The 15,876-nt window shown below is 71.1% G+C and carries 15 protein-coding genes and 1 pseudogene; 7 read left to right on the forward strand and 9 right to left on the reverse strand.

Features of this window, described 5'->3' with window-relative positions; translation table 11 throughout:
• Position 1 precedes the first annotated feature (1 nt).
• On the forward strand, positions 2-988 hold the full coding sequence (locus tag AC1ROY_RS31105) for a LysR family transcriptional regulator (RefSeq protein ID WP_493152828.1): 987 nt from the start codon (positions 2-4) through the stop codon (positions 986-988).
• Here AC1ROY_RS31105 and AC1ROY_RS31110 read toward each other — a convergent pair.
• Positions 936-1,715: a carboxymuconolactone decarboxylase family protein gene (locus AC1ROY_RS31110; protein ID WP_493152829.1), complete on the reverse strand. Its 780-nt coding sequence runs from the start codon at positions 1,713-1,715 to the stop codon at positions 936-938. The two genes, AC1ROY_RS31105 and AC1ROY_RS31110, sit on opposite strands and share 53 nt — an antisense overlap.
• Before the next feature lie 174 nt (positions 1,716-1,889).
• Here AC1ROY_RS31110 and AC1ROY_RS31115 point away from each other — a divergent pair, with 174 nt between their 5' ends.
• From AC1ROY_RS31115 to AC1ROY_RS31130, 4 genes are all read left to right on the forward strand, one after another.
• Positions 1,890-3,179 carry an LLM class flavin-dependent oxidoreductase gene (locus AC1ROY_RS31115; RefSeq protein ID WP_493152830.1) on the forward strand — a complete coding sequence of 430 codons (1,290 nt, stop codon included), beginning with the start codon at positions 1,890-1,892 and terminating at the stop codon, positions 3,177-3,179.
• Between the two features lie 56 nt (positions 3,180-3,235).
• A complete protein-coding gene (locus tag AC1ROY_RS31120) occupies positions 3,236-4,267 on the forward strand; it encodes an alpha/beta hydrolase (protein ID WP_493152831.1) in 1,032 nt (343 codons plus the stop codon).
• Positions 4,268-4,291: 24 nt separating this feature from the next.
• Positions 4,292-5,275: a Bug family tripartite tricarboxylate transporter substrate binding protein gene (locus tag AC1ROY_RS31125; protein ID WP_493152832.1), complete on the forward strand. Its 984-nt coding sequence runs from the start codon at positions 4,292-4,294 to the stop codon at positions 5,273-5,275.
• A gap of 74 nt (positions 5,276-5,349) precedes the next feature.
• On the forward strand, positions 5,350-6,342 hold the full coding sequence (locus AC1ROY_RS31130) for a Bug family tripartite tricarboxylate transporter substrate binding protein (protein WP_493152833.1): 993 nt from the start codon (positions 5,350-5,352) through the stop codon (positions 6,340-6,342).
• Between the two features lie 296 nt (positions 6,343-6,638).
• Here the strand turns inward: AC1ROY_RS31130 and AC1ROY_RS31135 are convergent, their stop codons facing one another.
• The 3 genes and pseudogenes from AC1ROY_RS31135 to AC1ROY_RS31145 form a co-directional block, all read right to left on the reverse strand.
• The gene (locus AC1ROY_RS31135; RefSeq protein ID WP_493152834.1) at positions 6,639-7,700 is read right to left on the reverse strand and encodes a Bug family tripartite tricarboxylate transporter substrate binding protein; all 1,062 of its coding nucleotides are present in this window, start codon (positions 7,698-7,700) and stop codon (positions 6,639-6,641) included.
• 142 nt (positions 7,701-7,842) lie between these two features.
• On the reverse strand, positions 7,843-8,697 hold the full coding sequence (locus AC1ROY_RS31140) for a LacI family DNA-binding transcriptional regulator (RefSeq protein ID WP_493152882.1): 855 nt from the start codon (positions 8,695-8,697) through the stop codon (positions 7,843-7,845).
• A 51-nt stretch (positions 8,698-8,748) separates the two neighbouring features.
• A pseudogene (locus AC1ROY_RS31145) lies at positions 8,749-8,805 on the reverse strand (LacI family DNA-binding transcriptional regulator); the annotation flags it as partial.
• Here AC1ROY_RS31145 and AC1ROY_RS31150 point away from each other — a divergent pair.
• Together AC1ROY_RS31150 and AC1ROY_RS31155 are read left to right on the forward strand one after the other, a co-directional pair.
• On the forward strand, positions 8,786-8,953 hold the full coding sequence (locus AC1ROY_RS31150) for a hypothetical protein (RefSeq protein WP_493152835.1): 168 nt from the start codon (positions 8,786-8,788) through the stop codon (positions 8,951-8,953). The pseudogene AC1ROY_RS31145 and the gene AC1ROY_RS31150 sit on opposite strands and share 20 nt — an antisense overlap.
• Before the next feature lie 119 nt (positions 8,954-9,072).
• Positions 9,073-9,945, forward strand: coding sequence for an isocitrate lyase/PEP mutase family protein (locus AC1ROY_RS31155; protein ID WP_493152836.1), 873 nt, complete (start codon positions 9,073-9,075; stop codon positions 9,943-9,945).
• Between the two features lie 24 nt (positions 9,946-9,969).
• Here the strand turns inward: AC1ROY_RS31155 and AC1ROY_RS31160 are convergent, their stop codons facing one another.
• The 5 genes from AC1ROY_RS31160 to AC1ROY_RS31180 all read right to left on the reverse strand — a co-directional run bounded on the left by AC1ROY_RS31160 (position 9,970) and on the right by AC1ROY_RS31180 (position 15,755).
• The gene (locus AC1ROY_RS31160) at positions 9,970-10,695 is read right to left on the reverse strand and encodes an enoyl-CoA hydratase/isomerase family protein (RefSeq protein ID WP_493152837.1); all 726 of its coding nucleotides are present in this window, start codon (positions 10,693-10,695) and stop codon (positions 9,970-9,972) included.
• Between the two features lie 112 nt (positions 10,696-10,807).
• Positions 10,808-11,776 carry a Bug family tripartite tricarboxylate transporter substrate binding protein gene (locus tag AC1ROY_RS31165; protein ID WP_493152838.1) on the reverse strand — a complete coding sequence of 323 codons (969 nt, stop codon included), beginning with the start codon at positions 11,774-11,776 and terminating at the stop codon, positions 10,808-10,810.
• A gap of 175 nt (positions 11,777-11,951) precedes the next feature.
• Positions 11,952-14,213, reverse strand: coding sequence for a xanthine dehydrogenase family protein molybdopterin-binding subunit (locus AC1ROY_RS31170; RefSeq protein ID WP_493152839.1), 2,262 nt, complete (start codon positions 14,211-14,213; stop codon positions 11,952-11,954).
• Positions 14,206-15,261, reverse strand: coding sequence for an FAD binding domain-containing protein (locus AC1ROY_RS31175; protein ID WP_493152840.1), 1,056 nt, complete (start codon positions 15,259-15,261; stop codon positions 14,206-14,208). Before AC1ROY_RS31175 ends, AC1ROY_RS31170 begins: the two co-directional genes overlap by 8 nt.
• Positions 15,258-15,755 carry a (2Fe-2S)-binding protein gene (locus AC1ROY_RS31180; RefSeq protein ID WP_493152841.1) on the reverse strand — a complete coding sequence of 166 codons (498 nt, stop codon included), beginning with the start codon at positions 15,753-15,755 and terminating at the stop codon, positions 15,258-15,260. The genes AC1ROY_RS31175 and AC1ROY_RS31180 overlap by 4 nt, the downstream gene beginning before the upstream one ends.
• Positions 15,756-15,876: the final 121 nt, after the last annotated feature.

The following is a 15,876-nucleotide window of genomic DNA, read 5'->3' on the forward strand; positions in this document are numbered from 1 at the left end:
CGTGGACACCCTCCAGGACATGCGGCTCTTCGCCAAGGTCGTCCGCGCCGGCAGCCTGTCCGGCGCCGGGCGCGAGGCCGGCCTGTCGGCCGCCTCGGTCTGGCGCCACCTGAACGCGCTGGAGGCCCGGCTGGGCGCGCCGCTGCTGCTGCGCAGCAGCAAGGGCATCAAGCTGACCGATGCCGGAGCCGCCTTCGTCGAGCGGGCGGAGGCCATCCTCGAGCAGTTCGACGAGGCGGCCGAGGTCGTGGGATCCTTCCAGGCGGCGCCGCAGGGCCATCTGCACATCCACTCCTCCGTCGCCGTCGGCATGAACCGCATCGCGCCGGCGCTGCCGCTGTTCCTGCGGCGCTATCCCGATATCCGCGTGAAGCTCTGGATCAGCCAGGACACGCCGAACATCGCCGACCACAAGATCGACCTGTCCGTGCGCTTCGGCCGCCAGCCGGATTCGGCGCTGACCACGCGGAAGCTCGCGACGATCCCGCGCGTGGTGATCGCGAGCCCGGCCTATCTCGCGCAGCACGGCGAGGCGAGGACGCCGGACGAGCTGCGCCGGCATGACGGCCTTCTCTACCGGTTCGGACCGACGCCGGCGCCCTGGTCCTTCATGAACCAGGCCGGCGTGGAGGAGGTCCTGGTGCCGCCGGTGCTGGAATCCAACACGGTCGAGCCGCTGCGCCTGGCGGCGCTGGCGGGGCTCGGCGTCGCCCTGCTCCCGGAATGGTGGGTCAGCGACGACATCGCCGCCGGCCGCCTGAGAGTGCTGCTGAAGGGCTGGACGGCCTCCGCGACCGGCTTCGATTCCAACATCTATGCCGTCTGGCACCGCGGGCGGCAGACGATCCCGAAGATGCGCACCTTCATCGACTTCCTCGTCGAGACTTTCGAGGACCGCGCGCCGGTCAGCGACGACGCAGCGGCCGAGCCGGGGGTCAGGTCACCGTCGCGGCGCGGCGCGCGGGCGAGCGCGCCAGCTCATCGCTGAGGATGGCGGCGCCGACCGCGCAGCTCTGGATCCCGATGAGGCTGGTGAGCTTCAGCACCTCCAGGATCTCCTCCAGGCTGGCGCCGTGGCGCAGCGCGTTCCGGTAGTGCACCCGCAGGCCCGGATCGTAGAGATGCGTGGTCGAGGCATCGATGGCGATGTACATGAACTCCCGCTCCTTCGGCGCGAGGCTGCCGTTCCGCCAGGGATGCGAGGAATAGGTGGCGTAGCCCTCGAAGAAGTCGGGATCGAGCCGCAGCAGGGTTTCCCAGCGCTCGCTCCAATAGCCGCGGTCGCGGGTGAAGGCGGCCTTGATGGCCTCCTGCCGCTCCGACAACGGGGCCTGCATCGCGGGATGCGGCGGAAGCCCGGCCTTCTCCATCTCGTCGGTCAGCGAGGCGATGCCGAGCGAGCAGCTGTGGATGCCCAGCACGGAAATGAGCTGCAGCACCTCCAGGATCTCGGCCTCGCTGGCGCCGGCATCCAGCGCCGCGCGGATATGCCCGCGCATGGCCGGCGCGTGCAGATGCGTCACCGCGCCGTTCACCGCGAGGCCGACGAGCTCGCGGAGCTTCGCGCCGAGGATGCCCCGGCCGACGGCGGCACCGGCGAGCTGGAGATAGGCGTGGAAGAAGCCGGGATCGCGGTCCAGCAGGGCCTGGTGCTGCTCGTCCCAGCCGCCGTGCCGCTCGACGAACGCCTGCTTCAACTCCGCCGCCTGCTGCATCACGCGCCTCCCTCCCGATGGGCTTCTCCCGGGCGATCTTAAGGGCGGCGGCCCATCGCGGCATTTCGGAATGCGTAAAGCGCCTTGTCGAAATGCGGCATTCCCGTTGCCGTCGCCCGCGTGCTGACCTCCACGGCAACACGGGCCAGGAGCCCGGCTGAAGCGAGGAAGCCCATGCAATTCGGTATGTTCTACGAGCACCAGCTTCCGAAGCCCTGGGGCGAGAACGCCGAGCTCCGCCTGTACCAGGAAGCGCTGACCCAGGTGGAAGTGGCCGATCGCGTCGGCCTCGACATGATCTGGGAGGTCGAGCACCACTTCCTGGAGGAGTATTCCCACTCCTCGGCGCCCGAGGTCTTCCTCGGGGCCTGCTCGCAGCGCACCTCGCGGATCCGGTTGGGCCATGGCATCGCGCTGATGCCGCCGCGCTACAACCACCCCGCACGCGTCGCGGAGCGTGTCGCCACGCTCGACCTCGTCTCGAACGGAAGGGCCGAATGGGGCACGGGGGAATCCGCGTCGCTGATGGAGATGGAGGGCTTCGGCATCGACCCCTCCGAGAAATCCGCGATGTGGCGCGAGGCGGTCGAGCAGGCCGCCAACATGCTGGCGATGACGCCCTATCCCGGCTTCAAGGGCCAGTATCTCGACATGCCCTGCCGCAACATCGTGCCGAAGAGCCTGCAGAAGCCGCACCCGCCGGTCTGGGTCGCCTGCTCGAAGCGCGAGACCATCCACCGCGCGGCGCGGAACGGGTTGGGTGCGCTGGCCTTCGCCTTCGTCGAGCCGGAGATGGCGGCGAAGTGGGTGCAGGAATACTACGACATCATCAAATCCTCCGAATGCGTGCCGCTGACGCACACGGTCAACGCGAATGTCGCGCTGGTCTCGGGGATGATGTGCCATCCGGACGCGGACGAGGCTGTCGCGCGCGGCCTCGATGGCTTCAAGTTCTTCGGCTACTCCCTGGGCTTCATCGGCCTCTATGGCGAGCTGAAGCCAGGCCATACCGACATCTGGTCGAGCTTCAACGAGGTCAAGGACACGCTGGAGGACAATGCCGGTCGCGGCGGGATCGGCACGCCCGAGCAGGTGCGGAACCACCTGCTGCGCTACGAGAAGGCGGGCGTCGACCAGATCATCTTCGTGAAGCAGTCCGGCATGAACCAGCACCGGCACATCTGCGAATCGCTGGAGCTGTTCGGCGAGGCGGTGCTGCCCGAGTTCAAGGCGCGGGACGCCGCCCGGCAGGAGGCGAAGCGGCGCGAGCTGGCGCCCTATGTCGAGGCGGCGCTGACGCGGAAGAACTGGATGAAGCCGCTGACGAAGGACGAGGTCCCGGTCTTCCTGGCCCCGGGCAGGCGCTCCGCCCAGGTGGGCAACGCGCGCCGCACCGCCTTCGCGGACCGCGCCCTGCCGATCCCGGCCTTCGACCCCCACGCGGCCAGGCAGGCCGGCGACTGACGAGCAGGGGGATGCCGGACCGCAGCCCCGCTCGTGTCGATGAGCGCCCGTCGCGGATGACCCCCGCGCGGCCTGGACCGGCCCCGGGATATCTGGCCCCGGGGTATCTGGCCGCGGGGTATCTGCAGGTGGTCAGCGCCGTCGCGCCGATCGATCCGGACGCCGCGCGCGTGCTGGAGATGGGCCGTGCGGCAGGGCGCCCGCCCTTCGAGGCGCTGTCGGCGCCGGAAGCGCGCGAAGCCTATGCACGCGGCCGCAAGGCCGTGGCCGCGCCGCCCGAGCCGGTCGCTTCCGTGCGGGACCTGGAGATCCCCGGCCCGCTCGCGCTGCGGATCTATCGCGGCGGCGGCACCGGCGAGGCAGAGGTCCTGCCGGCCCTGCTCTACCTGCACGGCGGCGGCTGGGTCGTGGGCGACCTGGACTCGCATGATTCGGTCTGCCGCGGGCTGGCCAATGCGGCGCGCTGCTGCGTCGTCGCCGTGGACTACCGCCTTTCGCCGGAGCACCGCTTTCCCGCCGCGCTCGAGGACGGCATCGCGGCCACGCGCTGGATTCACGAGGCCGCGGCGTCGCTGTGCATCGATCCCCTCCGCATCGCGGTGGGCGGCGACAGCGCGGGGGCCAATCTGGCGGCCGTGCTCGCGCTGCTGGCACGCGACGGGGCCCTTCCGCCCTGCTCCTTCCAGCTTCTCGTCTATCCCTGCACCGACCTGACATTCGGCCATGACGCGCATCGCCGCGCCATTCCGGACCTGGGACTGACTGCGGCCACGATGCGCTGGTTCCGTGCGCAATACCTCGCCTCCGAGGCGGAGCGGCTGGACTGGCGCGCCTCGCCGCTGCGGGCGCCAGGCCTGCGCGGCGCGCCGGCGGCCTTCGTCGTGACGGCCGGGCATGATCCGCTTTCGGACGAGGGCGAGGCCTATGCGCTGCGGCTTCGCGACGAGGGCGTATCCGTCACCCATCGGCATCTGCCCGGCCAGATTCACGGCTTCCTGGCGATGGGCGGAGTGATCCGTCAGGCGGGGACGATGATCCGGGAGATCGGCGCGACGTTGCATCACCGTTGGAACACGGGGCCGCCCTGAGATGACGGGACAAAGGGAGGAACGATGAAACAGGTCCAGGGGACCAGCCGGCGGCAAGCCCTTCTGATGGGCGCGGGCGCCCTGGCGCTGGCCGGCCGCGCGCAAGCGCAGGGCCTGGCGGGCGGCAGGCCCGTGTCGATCGTCATCCCCTACACGCCGAGCGGCGGGCAGGAGCTGGTCAGCCGCATCATGGTCGAGGGCCTCTCCGAGCGCTTCGGCGGAAGCTTCGTCAACGACCATCGCCCCGGCGCCGGCACGACCCTCGCCGCGCGCTATGTCGCCCGCGCCAGGCCGGATGGATCGACCCTGCTGATGGGCACCAACGTCACCTTCTCGCAGGCGCAATTCGCCTATCGCGCGCCGGGCTACGATCCCGATGCCGATTTCACCCATCTCAGCCTGCTCGCCGAGGCGCTCTACCTCCTGACGGTGAACCCGCGCTGGGAGAGCGTGGCGGCGCTGGTGGCCGAGGCGCGGCGCCGTCCGGGCGAGCTGGCCTTCACCAGTTGGGGCGTCGGCTCCGTCGCGCATCTGCTGGGCGTGGATTTCTGCCGCCGCGAGGGGATCGACATGATCCACGTCCCCTTCAACGGCACCGGCCCCGCGCTGACCGAGGTGATGGCCGGCCGCGCCGACCTCATCTTCTGCATCATGTCGAGCTGCCTGCCGCATGTGGAAGGCGGGCGGCTGCGCGCCCTGGCGACGCCCTCGCCCGAGCGCATTCCCGCCTTCCCGCGGATCCGGACCATGGTGGAGCTCGGCTATCACGACTTCGTGTCCCTGCCGTGGTTCAGCCTGTCCGGCCCGGCCGGGCTTTCGGAGGAGACCGCCGCGGCGCTGGAGGCCGCCGTGATCGCGGCCTTCGCCACCGAAGCCGCGAAGCGTCGGCTGGAGCAGCTCGGCCTCGTGCCCGCCGCGCGCGGCTCGGCGGACATGAAGGCGCGCATCGCCAGCGATCGTGCGGTCAACCAGCGACTGATGCAGCAGGCCGGGATCGAGCCGCAGTAGCGAAGGCCGGAGGACCCGGCCCGGAAACCGACGACCCCGGGACACACCGGGGCACCACAGCAGGGAGAACAAGAATGCCGTCCGGATCCATCCCAACCCGACGCCGCGGCCTGCTCGGGGCGGGCGCGGGCTTGCTGGCCCTGCCTGCCCTCGCGCAAGGCACCCCTTGGCCGGCGCGGCCCATCCGCCTGGTGATTCCCTACGGCGCCGGCGGTTCCGTCGACGTCGTCGGCCGGCTGCTGTCGGACAGGCTGGGCGCGATCTTCGGCCAGCCGGTCGTGATCGATAACCGTCCCGGTGGCGCGACCTCCATCGGGGCCATCCACGTCGCGCGCTCCGCGCCGGATGGCTACACGCTGTTCTACGGCACGCCGGCCACGCAGATCATCAACCCGTCCCTGATGCCGTCGCTGTCCTACGATCCCGACAAGGACCTGATCGCCACGGGAAGCGTCATGCGGGCGCCGAACCTGCTGCTGGTCCATCCGTCCCTCGGCGTGCGGGACATCCCGGGGCTGATCGCCAAGGCGCGGGAGATGCCGGGGCGGCTGACCTATGCCAGCGGCGCGGTCGGCTCCTCCAACCACCTGTCGGGCGAGCTCCTGAATCGTCTGGCCAACATCCAGATGATGCACGTGCCCTATCGCACCTTCGGCATCTATTCGGTGGAGCTGCTGGCCGGGCGGGTGCACATGTGCTTCGGCACCATCTCCGACATGCTGCGGCTCTCGGCGGGGACCGATCTCGTCCAGGTCGCCGTCACCTCCCTGCAGCGGTCGCCGCTGCGGCCCGATCTGCCAACCGTGGCCGAGTCCGTCCCCGGCTTCGAAGCGACGGCCTACAACTACATCGCGGTGCCGGCGGGCACGCCGCCCAACATCATTCTCGCGCTGAATGCGGGGTTCAACCGGGCGCTGTCAGATCCCCATGTCGTCGAGCAGATGGTGTCCACGGGTCTCGTGCCTCTCGCCGGCGACACGCCGGAGGACGCGCAGACGACCATCTTCCGCGAGCGCGCGCGATGGAAGCAGGTGATCGATGCGGCCGGTATCCGGCTCGAAGGTTAGGGAGCCGGCTGGTCAAGGCGTTTCGAGGAGGGAATGCCACGGGTCGAGCGATAAGGCCTGGACGGCGATCGAGCCGCATCGGCCGAAGAACCGACCTGGCGCGCGTCGCATCGGCGACCGGCGGGTGATCCGTGGCATCCTGCACGCGCTGCGCCCAGGGTGCCGCCGGCGCGCCGCCGCCCGCCACGGTCGCCTCGCCAGGATCTTCCTCTCCACCCCCGCCCCCATCGCAACGGTCTGCTTCTGGCTGCCCGGGCCAAGGCGGCAGCCCGGTTCGCGCGCGTGGCGCTGCGTGGTCAGTCGAGCTGGAGGTCCATGGTGCGGACCAGTTCCGCCCAGGCCGCGCGATCCCGCCCTATGAAGTTCCCCATCTCCTCCGGCGTCGTGGCGAGCGGCTCGGCCGCCTGCGCCCGATAGACCTGCTGCACCACCTCCGCACGCATCGCCTCGGCCGTCACCTCCGAGAGGCGCCGCGCCACCTCCGCCGGCATGCGGCCGGGGCCCATCAGGCCGAACCAGTTGCCGCCCTCCACGGCGATGCCCAGCTCCCGCAAGGTCGGGGTCTGCGGCATCAGCGGCACACGCTGCGCGCTGGACACGGCCAGCAGCTTCACGCCGTTGCCGCGCGCCGCCGCTTCGCCGCCGCCCGCCGTCAGGAACATCACATCCACCTGCCCCGCGGTGACCGCCGTGATGGCAGGCGCCTGTCCGGTGAAGGGCACGTGCAGCAGGTTCAGCCCCTGCGACTTGATCAGCAATTCCATGCAGAGCCGGGAGGTGCTGCCGGCGCCCCAGCTGGCATAGCTCACCTGGCCCGGCCGGGCGCGCGCGGCGGCGATGAAGCCGGCCACGTCGTTCACGGGCAGGCTGGGCCCGGCCACCAGCGCGAAGGGCGCTCGCGCGATCATGCTGACGGGCGTGAAGTCGGTCTCCGCGTTGTAGGGCAGGCGGCGATAGATCAAGGGATTGATCGCATGCGTCTCGGCATTGGCCGCGACCAGGGTGTGGCCGTCGGCAGGCGCGCGCGCCACCACCTCGGCCCCCACGGCGCCGGTGGCGCCCGCACGGTTCTCCACCACGACCGGCTGGCCGAGGGGGCCGGATGCCGCCTGGGCCAGCACCCGCACGACGACGTCGAGCAAGGCGCCCGGCGGCCAGGGCACGACGATCCGCACGGGACGGTCGGGAAAGGCCGCCAGCGCCGGCGCCGCGAGCGGGACGAGCGCGGCGCCGAGCACGGCCCGGCGGCCGAGGACGGAATTGCGGGGCCGCGGCATCATCGGCCCACCGCCGCCGAACCCGGCGGCAGGGGGATGCGAGCCAGACCCATGCGCGGGGTCGGGATCCTGGTGGTTCATCGTTTTCCTCCAGTGGTGCCGGTTCTGACCGCGCACCATTGCGTTATCGCTAACCTAACGATGCAAGAGAAGGCGGGCAAGGGCAGAAACGGGCGCTCCAGCCAGAGCGCACCGGCGGGCAGGGACTCCGGCGATTCCCGGTTCAGGCGCTCTCGCGTTCCATGATCTCGAAGCCCAGATCGAGAACGGCCGATCCGTCGGAACGACCCCCCAGGCGGTCCAGCAGCATCGCCGCCGCCCGTCGCCCGATCTCGTATCGCGGGAACCGCAGGGTCGTCAGCGGCGGGGAAACGCTCTCCTGCAGCTCGTTGTCGTCCGAACCCGCGATCGCGACGCGCTCCGGGACCTTCCAGCCCCGGCGGTTGGCCTCGAGCAGGGCGCCGGTCGCCAGCACATCCCCGGAGAGGAAGACCGCGTCGATATCGGGAGACGCCTCCATCAGCCGCACCAGCGCCCGGCCGCCGTTGCGCAGGCCGGGGAGGCTTTCGGTGATGCGCGCGGGGTCGGCCGCGATCCCGGCCTGGGCCAGGGCGCTCAGGTATCCCGCCTTGCGCTCCGCGGCGCGGTCATTGTCCCGGATGGGCAGGCTGACGAAGCCGATGCGGCGATAGCCGCGGCCCAGCAGATAGGCCGTCATCGCGCGGGCCGCCTCGTGATTGGAGAAGCTGACGGACATATCAATGGGTTGGCGGATGAGATTGCCCGTTTCGATGCAGGGGATGCCGGCCTCCTTCAGCATGGCCCGGCTGCGGGGCGTGTGCTTCGTGTTGTGCAGCACCACGCCCGCGATCCGCTGGGCCAGGAAGGCGCGGATCGCGACCTCCTCGCCTTTGAGCGTGTAGCCGCTGTCGGCGATCAGGAGCGGATGCTCCGCCCCGAGGATGTCCGAGACGCCCTGGATCGTCTCGACGAAGAGCGAGTTGCGGAGGCTGGGGACGATCATCCCCACGACGGACGAACGCCGGGACGCGAGGCTGCCGGCGAGCCGATTGGGCACATAACCGGTCTCCTCGATGGCAGCTTGGATGCGCCGAAGGGTCTCGGGCGTCACGCAACGAGGGTCGCGAAGCACCCGGGAGACCGTCATGGCCGACACGCCGGCCATTGCGGCGATATCGGTCATCCGTGCGGCACGACGGCCGCCGGGCTTCCCGGAGTCCGGAATCGCCCTGTTTCCCCTCGCTGCCATCGTCCCCGCGCCCACCGATGACATCAAATTATCCCATCCGCAGCGGGAACAGGAGGCCGGCTGAAGCCTGCACCCCCGCAGTTGCCTGGCCGGCCTCGGCGAGTTACGTTCGCGCTAACCTAGGCAGGCTTGAACCGGAGCCCTGCCGACCGACCGGGCGCCGCCCCGCAGAAGGAGACCGCCTTGAGCCGCTCAGCCCGCTTCCGCGACTTGTTGAAGACCCCGCCCTTCGTCTGCATGGGCGCGCATGACGCCGTGACGGCCAAGCTGGCCGAGCAGGTTGGCGCGCCCGCCATCTATGTCAGCGGCTTCGCGGCCTCGGCCATCGTCGCCGGCGCCCCGGATGTGGGCCTGCTCACCCAGACCGAGATGTTCGACCATATCCGGCGCATCTGCCGGGTGACGAAGGTCCCGGTCTTCGCCGATGCCGATACGGGCTATGGCGGCGTGCTCGACGCGGCCCGCACCGTCGCGCTGTGGGAAGAGGCGGGGGCCTCCGTCCTTCATCTCGAGGACCAGGCGATGCCGAAGAAATGCGGCCATTTCGCCGGCAAGCAGCTCGTCAGCGCCGAGGAGATGCAGCAGAAGCTCCGCGCCATGCTGGAGGCGCGGCGCGACCCCGACTTCTTCATCGTCGCCCGCACCGACTCCCTGGCCGTCACCGGCCTCGACGATGCGATCGAGCGCCTCACCGGCTATGCCGAGGTCGGCGCGGACGGCCTCTATGTCGATGCCATGGAGAGCGCGGAGCAGATGCGGGAGATCAGCCGCCGCCTGCGTCCCCTGGGCAAGCCGCTGCTGTTCAACATGGCCCGCTCGGGCAAGAGCCCCTTCCTGTCCCTGCAGGAGGCCTATGAGCTCGGCTTCGATTATGCGCTGTGTCCGATCGAGCCCATGTTCGCCATGCACAAGGCGGTGAAGACCATGATGGAGCGCTTCATGGCGGAGGGTTGCTCGACCAATGCCGTGGCCGATCTGATGACCCCCTTCGACGAGTTCAACGACTTCGTCGGCCTCTCCGAGATGGTGGAACAGGAGAAGAAATACGCGTCCTAGGGCAAGCGGAGCGGCTGCGGGCCGTCAGCGCGGCGGGCGCTCGTCGCGGGCGCCCAGCGCCGCGCCGAGCGCGAAGCGCGACTTGTCCAGCGCCTCGGCAGGGCTCAGTCCGCGCATCGCGTAATAGAGGTCGCGGCCGAGCGCGAGGACGTCCGGATTGCCGCCGGTGGCCCGCTCCACCGCGCGCACGGCTTCCGCCACGACCTCCCCGCGGGGCACGGCCTTGTTGGCGAGATGGAGGGCGCAGGCCTCCTGCGCGTCCATCAGGCGTGCGTTGTAGATGATCTCGAACAGGACCTTCTTCGGCAGCGCGTCGCGGACGATCGCCAGGGCCAGGAAGGGAAACAGTCCATGCGCCGCCTCGGGCAGGCCCATCGTCGCGTCGTCTGCGACGTAGGCGAGGTCGCAGGCGACGACGAGGCTGAAGCCGCCGGCATGGGCGTCGCCATTGACGGCGGCGACCAGCGGCTTGCCCAGCCGCGCCATCTCATTGACGAGGTCGATATGGGCGCGCCCGAACTCCATCCGGCCCGCCACGCGCGGGCCGGCCCCCTGGTAGTCGCCGCCGAGGCAGAACACGTCCCCATGCCCCGTCAGCACGCAGCCCGCGACGGACGGATCGCGCCGCGCGGCATCGAGCGCCGCCGTCAGCTCCTCGGCCATCTGCTGGGTGATGCGGTTGCCGGCGCCGGGCCGCTTCATGGTCAGCACCGCGACGCGGCCCTGATGGGCAATGTCCAGATCGGGCATTCACTCTTCCTCGTTCGAGAGCCGTTCTCCAGCGCTTCCCGCGTTCGGACACGCTCCTTGGGCCGGGGTGCCGGGGCCATGCCGAGAGCCGCAGGCGCCACCACGCAGCAACCTACTGCGCCCTGGTGATCAGGCCCTCTTGTGCGGCCCGCGCCCAGCGCGCGTCGTCTTCCTGCCGAAAGGCTGCGAACCGGGACGGATCCAGCACCCCGAGGTCAGCGCCGATGGCCGTCAGACGATCGCGCACCGAGGGGATCCGAAGGGCCTGCATGATCGCCGCGTGCATGCGCTCCGCGATGCTGTCGGGCAGCCCTCTCGGACCCATCATCCCGTACCAGCCGGCAAACTCGTATCCCGCCACACCGGCCTCGGCGAGGGTCGGCACGTTCGGCAGGAGCGTGGAGCGCTCCGCCGTCGTCACACCCAGGGCCCGGAGCCGGTCGGCCTGGATGTGCGGCAGGGCCGCGACCGTGCTGTTCCAGCTCGTCGCGAGATGACCGGCGATGATGTCGTTCATCATCGGTCCGGCCCCTCGATAGGAGATTTCCACCATCTCGATCCCCGCCAGGCGCGTGAACAGATTGCCGGCATAGGAGATGGCGGCGTCCGTCGTGCCGAAGGCAATGCTGCGGGGAGCGGCCTTGGCCGCGGCGACCAGCTCGGCGACGTCCCGGTAAGGCGCCGCATTGGACGCCACCAGCATCATGGGAAAGCGCGACAGCAGCGCGACGGGCGCGAAGTCGCGCAGGATCTGATAGGGCAGCGAAGGCATGGTGTAGGTGTTCATCACATGGCTGCCGGTATCGACCAGGAAGAGCTGGCCGTCCGGCTCCGCCCGGGCCACGGCCTCCGATCCGATGGAGCCGTTCGCGCCGGGGCGATTCTCCACCACCACGGTCTGGCCCAGCACCTGGCGCAGCCCCTCGGCGAGAGCCCGCGAGAAGACATCGGTGCCGCCGCCGGCGGCATAGGGCACGAGCAGGCGGATCGTCCGCTGCGTCCAGGCCTGTGCACGGACCTCGCGCCCCGTGCCTGCCAGGGCCGCAGCCGAGAGGAGACCTCTTCGTGACGGGTTCCACATCGTTCCTGATCCTCCCTTTGCGCCCCGGCTTTCTGCCATGGTGCGGCCCTAGCTACGTTAGCGATAACCTGCCAGACGAAGGCAAAAGAGGCAAGGGCGGGCCTCGGCTGGAAGCCGGCCAGGGCTGACGTCACCGACGTTCCCGGCCGACGGAGGCTGAGGCCCGCCCCGAAGGTCACCCCGCCGTTCGAGGCGCCTCTGCCCCACGCAGCAGGTGCTCGATCGCGATGGGGAAGCGCCGGGCACGAAGGCCGGTCGCATGCCACACGGCATTCGCGATCGCGCCGGCCGTGCCGGTGATGCCGATCTCGCCGACGCCCTTGATGCCGAGCGCGTTCACATGCCGGTCCTCCTCCTCGACGAGGATCGCCTCGAGCGAAGGAACGTCCGCATTCACGGGCACGCGGTATTCGGCGAGATCGGCGTTCATCACACGTCCCGTCCGCGCGTCCAGCACGGCACCCTCGTGCAACGCGAAGGAGACGCCCCAGATCATCCCGCCATAGTACTGGCTGCGCACCAGCCGCGGGTTGATGATCCTGCCTGCGGCGAAGGCGCCGACCAGACGCGTGGCGCGGATCTGCCCGAGCTCGGGATCCACCTTCACCTCGGCGAAGACCGCGCCATGCGCCTGCATCGCGTAGCGTTCCGCCACGGCCGCATCCGCGGCCGCGCTGCCGCGCCCTTCGATCTCCCCCAGCCCGGCACGGGCGAGGATGTCCGCGAAGCTGTCGCCGCGGCTCTCGTCGTCCCGGCGCAGCAGCCGGCCGTTCCGCGCGACGACGCCGACATTGCCCGCGCCGAAGAGCGGCGAATGGGGATCGGCCAGCGCCAGCTCCGCCAGCCGCTCGATCGCCTGCGCGCCCGCGGCGTGGATCGCGCTGCCGGCCGTCGCAGTATGCGCGGAGCCGCCGGCGATGCCGGCATCCGGCAGGTCGGAACTGCCGGAGCGGAACTCCAGCTGCCCGACATCGAGGCCGAGGCTGTCGGCGGCGATCTGCGCGAGCGCGGTCCAGGCGCCCTGCCCCATGTCGTGCGCGCCGGTCTCGACCAGGCCGGTGCCGTCGCGCCGAACCACCGCCCGCGCCTGGCCCTGGAACATGTGCGCCGGGAAGGTCGCGGTGCCCACGCCCCAGCCGACCAGCAGCCCGTTCTCGTCGCGCATCTGCCGCGGCGCCAGCGGGCGGCCCGCCCAGCCGAAGCGCGCCGCGCCCTCCGCGTAGCATTCGCGCAGCGCCTTCGAGGAGAAGGGCCTGCCGGAGACCGGCTCGACCTCGGCGTAGTTCCTCAGGCGGAACTCCAGCGGGTCCAGGCCGCAGTCCTGCGCCATCTCGTCGATCGCGCTCTCCAGCGCGATGCTGCCGCTCGCCAGGCCGGGAGCACGCATGAAGCCCGGCGTGCCCGTGTCCAGCCGCACGGCCTCGTTGGTCGTCGCGATCGCCGGCGCGGCGTAGAGCGTGCGGCTGACACCGGCGGACGGCTCGAGGAACTCGTCGAAGCGGCTCGTCGCCGTGCGGACATGGTGGTGGATCGCCGTGAGCGCGCCGTCCTCCGTCGCGCCGAGGCGCAGCCGCTGCCGCGTCGGCGCGCGATGGGTGACCGGGCCGTACATCTGCTCGCGCCGGAGCACGAGCTTCACCGGCCGTCCGACGAGCCGCGCCGCCAGGATACCCAGCACCTGCGGCCCGGTCAGCAGCTTCGATCCGAAGCCGCCGCCCAGGAAGGGGCTGCGGATGTGGATGTCCTCCGGCCGGATGCCGAAGAGCGCGCCGAGGCGCATCTGCGTGAGGGCGAAGCCCTGCGTCGGCATGTCCAGCGACAGCCGCTCGTCCTCCCAGACGGCGACGACGCCATGCGGCTCCATGGCGTTGTGGAACTGCTGCGGCGTCTCGTAGCTCGCCTCGATCTGTCGTGGCGCCGCGGCCAGGCCGGCCTCGACGTCGCCGTGCCGCATCTCCGCGGGATCGCCGATGCCGACGGCCTTCGGCACGAAGGCGTCGGCGGCATCCAGCGTGACCTCGACGGGCTCGACCTCGTAGCGCGGGGCGAGCAGCGCGGCGCCTTCCGTCGCGGCCTCGAGCGTCTCGCCGATCACCACGGCGATCGGCTGTCCGGCATAGCGCACGCGGTCGTTCTGCAGCAGGTCGAGACAGAAGGAGAAGGGCACGGATTTGTCGTCGGGATCCAGCGCCAGGGCCGGACGGTTGGCGGGCGTCATCACCGCCACCACGCCGGGATGCGTCCGGGCCGCCTCGACATCCAGGAAGGCCACGCGCCCGCGGGCGATCCGGCTGGCCGCGAGGGCCGCGTGCAGCATGCCCGGCGGGTGGTTGTCGGCGGCATAGCGGGCCCGGCCCGTGACCTTCAGGAGACCGTCGCGGCGCGTGATCGGCTGGCCGGCGCTGGAGCCGTGCCGCATATGAAGCACCTCAGCCATGGAGACCTCCGGGAACAGGGGCGAAAGGAGAAGCCGGCAGGGCCGGCAGCCGCTCCGGCGTGCCGGCGGCGGCCAAGGTCAGGGCGCGGACGGCGATGCGCCGCGCCAGCTCGATCTTGAATGCGTTGTCGCCGGAGGGCCGGGCCTCCGCCAGGGCGATCTCCGCGGCCCGGAGGAACGCGGCCTCGTCGGGCGCGGCACCGGTCAGGGCCGCCTCCGCGGCCTCGGCACGCCAGGGCCTGGCCGCGACACCGCCAAGCGCGAGCCGCGCCTCGACGATCCGGCCCTCGGCGATCCGCAGGCCCGCGGCGGCGGAGACCACGGCGAAGGCGTAGGAGGTGCGCTCGCGCAGCTTCACGTAGCGGGCATGCGCGGCGAAGCCGGCGGCCTCCGGCGGCAGGCGCAGCGCGACCACGAGCTCGCCCGGCGCCAGCACGCTCTCGTGCTCCGGCGTCGTGCCGGGCAACCGGTGGAACTCCTGCAGCGGGACCTCCCGCGCGCCGGCCGGCCCCTCGATCTCCACGACCGCGCCGAGCGCCACCAGCGGGACGCAGAAATCCGAGGGGTGGGTCGCGATGCAGGCCTCGCTCCAGCCGAGCACGGCATGCAGCCGGTTCTCGCCGCCGCGCGCATCGCAGCCGCTGCCGGGCTCGCGCCGGTTGCAGGCGCTGGCGGTGTCCTGGAAATAGGCGCAGCGCGTGCGCTGCAGCAGGTTGCCGCCGACCGTCGCCGCGTTGCGCAGCTGTGCCGAGGCGCCGGCCAGCAGCGCCTCCGCGACCGCCGGAAAGCGCCGGCGGAAGGCGGGATCATGCGCGAGATCCGCGTTGCGCACCTGCGCGCCGATCCGCACCCCGCCATCCGGCAGATGCCCGATCGCGTCGAGACCCGGGAGGTGGTTCAGGTCCACCAGCCGGGCGGGGCGCGCGACGCCGATCTTCATCAGGTCGAGCAGGTTGGTGCCGGCCGCCAGATAGGCGCTGCCCGGCAGCGCGGCGGCGGTGACGGCCTCGGCGACCGTGCGCGGCCGCACATATGCGAAGCGGTTCATGCTGCCTCCTCCTGCGTGGTGGCGGACATGCTGCGCGTGGCCTCGACCACCGCCTCGGTGATGCCGCGATAGGCGCCGCAGCGGCAGAGATTGCCGCTCATGCCCTCGCGCACGCGCTCGGGATCGTCGCCGGCCTGGCCCTCGCCGATGAGGCCGACGGCGCTCATGATCTGGCCGGGCGTACAGAAGCCGCACTGGAAGGCGTCGTGCTCGATGAAGGCGGCCTGCACCGGATGCAGCCCCTCCCCCTCCGCCAGGCCTTCGACGGTCAGGATCTCCGCCCCGTCATGGCTGATCGCGAGCGCCAGGCAGGCGTTCACGCGGCGGCCGTCCAGCAGGATGGTGCAGGCGCCGCACTGGCCGCGGTCGCAGCCCTTCTTGGTGCCGGTGAGGTCCAGCCGCTCGCGCAGCAGGTCCAGCAGGGTGACGCGGGGATCGTCCAGCTCGACCGTCCGCGGCACGCGGTTGATGGTGAGGTTGACCGACAAGCTCATGCGGAGCCTCCGATGAGGGCGGTTTCGGATAGGCCTCCCGGCCGGGGCGGCTTAGCCTGCCCGGCGCGGAACGCTGGCGGCGGCCGGGGCTACCCGGCTCGCTGTCGCAGGCCCATATGTG

The organism is Roseococcus sp. GW821-FHT12F05 (assembly GCF_058806835.1).